Source organism: Oleiphilus sp. HI0061 (genome assembly GCF_001635675.1).
Genome location: NZ_LWFE01000080.1, coordinates 1 through 3,113 on the forward strand (window position 1 = coordinate 1; position 3,113 = coordinate 3,113).

The window sequence follows — 3,113 nt, forward strand, 5'->3', positions numbered from 1 at the left end:
ACTCCTTCGAAAAAAACGTCTTTGAAGAAAGCACCTTGGTAGACCTGGATATGACAGCTCACATGCTCGTTCTTCTGGTATCCCATGAACAAGATGTGGTAGGTACCTTACAAGCAACTGTCAGAAGCGCCATGAATTTCACTCACCATCGTGACCCTGAAACAGCAATGCACATCGACCGAATGTCCCGATTTTCAAGACTAATCGCTGACGAGCTGGCGCATAAATATGGTTTTGACGACCAGTTTGTCGAGCATATTTTCCTGTTCTCACCTTTGCATGATATTGGCAAGATTAGTATTCCCGACTCTGTACTCTTAAAGCCAGGAAAGTTAGATGATCAAGAATTCGAGATCATGAAATCTCACGCAGAGAAAGGCAAGGAGCTAATCGATACGCTGTTAGAAAACTTCAGCCTAGATAGCCTCAACTACATCGACATTCTGAAAAATATCGCCCACCACCATCACGAAGCCTACGACGGTTCCGGCTACCCTGATGGGCTAGTTGCCCAAGATATCCCTATCGAGGCAAGAATTGTCGCAGTAGCCGATGTCTTTGACGCACTAACCAGTGAGAGACCTTATAAAAAAGCTTGGTCAAACGATGATGCTTTCGCAAAAATTGACGCCATGGCTGGCACTAAGCTGGATAGGGAATGCGTTGATGCACTAATTAAAAATCGCGAGCTAGTCGAAGAAATCCAACGACAATTCAAAGAAAATATTATTGGCTAAATACCCTTGGCTTGACGTCTATCAGTGTCACCTTTTTTTAATGTAGACAAACTAATATCGAGCTAGTCACTACCGGCTCATCACTCACAACAAGCATTAAGGGAATAAAACAAGTATGTCGAAAGTTAGTCTTGGCCAAAGCGCAAGTATCAGCAAACGTTTTTCTGAAGCAGAAGTAAATGCTTTTGCAGAGTTATCACTTGACTTCAACCCGGTCCACCTTGACGCCGACTATGCAGCCAAGACACCATTTGGTAAACAAATAGTCCACGGGATGCTTGTTTCAAGCCTTTTTTCTGGTTTGTTAGGAAAACACCTGCCCGGAGAAGGTACCATTTACTTGGGGCAGGACTTAAAATTCAAGAAACCAATATTTATTAATCAGGAAGTCACTGCAACAGTAGAGATTATCAACATACGTAATGATAAGCCCATCATTACGCTTAGCACCCTCTGTGTAAACGATCAGGGAGAAACCGTGATCGAAGGCGAAGCGGTTGTTATGTTTGCTGGCTAAATTATTGACTAATTGCTGCGGTACTCAGCTTATTCAGTACTGCGGCGATTTTAGATATGACTTGGTCACAACCTTGAATATCGTGACGCTTCTGTAAATACTCCGGATTGTTGTATGAAATTCTGACCTTATTATCATTATCCTTTTGAATCATTACTTTCTGCGGTAAATCGATTGCTACCGCTGGCGCGCAGTTCATTAGAGGTGTTCCTACCTTTGGGTTACCAAAAAGAATAAGCTCCGTCTCGGGCATAGCCAAATTAACGCTTTCCGCATTTTCCTTGTGATCAATTCTTGCAAACAAACTTAGACCTTTCGCCAGAATAATTGATTCAAATCGGTCGGCAGTTTTCTTCACTGTATACGGGCTTTCAAGTGATACCAGGCCTTCAGAAGCGATAGCACTGAATGAAGCCAAAAAGCCGCATAGGACCATCAACATTATACTTTTCATAATTTTTCCTTTTTATTATCTATGTACTTAAGCGACTCCTGGTTAATAGCATATAAGGTAGCACACTCAAGTTCGAGCACAAGCGGCTCAATCTGATAATTTTACTCGCTAGCCTTATTTGTACACTATACTGTTGTAGCATCAAATGCAGTTTCAAATTTGTTAATTCTCAGGTCCGTTTTAAACGAGGTATGGATGAGCAAGGACACAAAAATTGTCAGTAAAGTACTTGTACACGAGTTCGAAAAAACGTCATTGACCTTGTTAAAAGATGTTTGCATTGAAAATAATTTGGTTGGTTTAAGAGTCAAAACCGAGGACGACCATATCGGTCTCGAAGGGGCGTCGAGTGAGTTTGACGAAGTCCTGTCGTCAAATCTCGACCTGGGCAGTGTATTCCTGACCGAAGCGCCTGATAGTAGTGGCGTAAGTGGTTGAGATTTGTGCCTCCAGATTCACCGCAAACGTCCTGAACTACCGATATTTTTACGCAGAGTAACGCGTAAAGAACTTTCTCCTGAAGTCCTTCAAGCGATTGCTGGCAGCTATGAAAACAACAACATTGACCAACTTAACGGTTTGATCAACGAGTATATTTGTAGCATGTATTACCCTCTGGAGTTGGCCAAGGGCTTTCAGGAGATCTCTACTCAAGTATTTGAAAGCCTGATCCCCGGGGTAAAAGTTCATTGTGATTACCCCTACCTGGTAAAAGACCAATTAATCTATGGTGAATTGTTCACACTGATTCCTTTGGAAAGTGACTGGTGCCGTGGTTATATGATGCTGCAGACCACTGAAAAGGAAATCACTGATTTAATTCGCTCTGACGCAACTGCCATTCATTCAATGCGTCCGAATCGCAATGATATTAACTCGATTCTCAACGAAGCCACCAACCTGATTTGGGGTAAAGCACGCTCTTGCTACTTCTCTTCCGTTGAGAGTTTAGAAGGCAATCGTATTTATGTCCCAACGCTGGTAAACCACTCTCAAAAACATATGTCCTTTGGTTCAACCGAGCCTCAACTATGCTTTAAGTTTAAGCTGATCGACCCTAAATTCCGCTTTGATGAAATCACCATCTATCAACGCCTTATCTTCAACCTTAGCTGGTCACCTGAAAAGTTTACTGAAAACGATCAAATTGTAGAGCACCTGGTTGAAGATGGTGATTTGGAAATGTTTTAATCAAACAACAGAGGCCAAAATTGGATTACGAGTTTTTGTTTGATGAGAGTTCCCAGCCGCAAGCCCTATTTTCTAGCGGCCATGAAGCTATCGCTACTTACTTCAATATGGAGCTAAAGACTATCGTCGCAATTGACGAGGTTTAACAATAATAGACAAAGTGGAAAAAGGACAAATCACTCAATACCACTTTCAAGGCTCTGAATTTCAACTC

The 3,113-nt window shown here is 42.1% G+C and carries 6 protein-coding genes; 5 read left to right on the top strand and 1 reads right to left on the bottom strand.

Annotated features, from left to right (window positions below; translation table 11 throughout):
* On the top strand, nt 1–737 hold a 737-nt coding region (locus A3735_RS00985; protein ID WP_068637397.1), incomplete at its 5' end, for an HD-GYP domain-containing protein.
* A gap of 115 nt (nt 738–852) precedes the next feature.
* Nucleotides 853–1,254 (top strand): MaoC family dehydratase, encoded by a 402-nt coding sequence (locus A3735_RS00990; RefSeq protein ID WP_068513786.1) that lies wholly within the window; start codon nt 853–855, stop codon nt 1,252–1,254.
* Nucleotide 1,255: 1 nt separating this feature from the next.
* On the opposite strand, the gene A3735_RS00995 is transcribed toward A3735_RS00990, so the two are convergent.
* Entirely contained in the window at nt 1,256–1,708 is a 453-nt protein-coding gene (locus tag A3735_RS00995) for a DUF302 domain-containing protein (protein ID WP_068513781.1), read from the bottom strand.
* A 195-nt stretch (nt 1,709–1,903) separates the two neighbouring features.
* On the opposite strand from A3735_RS00995, the gene A3735_RS28625 reads away from it, so the two are divergent.
* Genes A3735_RS28625 through A3735_RS29435 form a run of 3 tightly spaced genes read left to right on the top strand, consistent with a single transcriptional unit; the run spans nt 1,904 to nt 3,045 of the window.
* Complete coding sequence (locus tag A3735_RS28625; RefSeq protein WP_068641541.1) at nt 1,904–2,146, top strand: hypothetical protein; 243 nt, start codon at nt 1,904–1,906, stop codon at nt 2,144–2,146.
* A 3-nt stretch (nt 2,147–2,149) separates the two neighbouring features.
* Nucleotides 2,150–2,899, top strand: a complete 750-nt coding sequence (locus A3735_RS01000; protein ID WP_068633895.1) for a chemotaxis protein CheX — start codon at nt 2,150–2,152, stop codon at nt 2,897–2,899.
* Between the two features lie 20 nt (nt 2,900–2,919).
* Nucleotides 2,920–3,045: a YacL family protein gene (locus A3735_RS29435; RefSeq protein ID WP_197469622.1), complete on the top strand. Its 126-nt coding sequence runs from the start codon at nt 2,920–2,922 to the stop codon at nt 3,043–3,045.
* Nucleotides 3,046–3,113 lie beyond the last annotated feature (68 nt).

Bases quoted from the DNA above. Each gene is read 5' to 3' on its own strand.
- A3735_RS00995 (WP_068513781.1), bottom strand. From the start codon at position 1,708: ATGAAAAGTATAATGTTGATGGTCCTATGCGGCTTTTTGGCTTCATTC.
- A3735_RS00990 (WP_068513786.1), top strand. From the start codon at position 853: ATGTCGAAAGTTAGTCTTGGCCAAAGCGCAAGTATCAGCAAACGTTTT.
- A3735_RS28625 (WP_068641541.1), top strand. From the start codon at position 1,904: ATGAGCAAGGACACAAAAATTGTCAGTAAAGTACTTGTACACGAGTTC.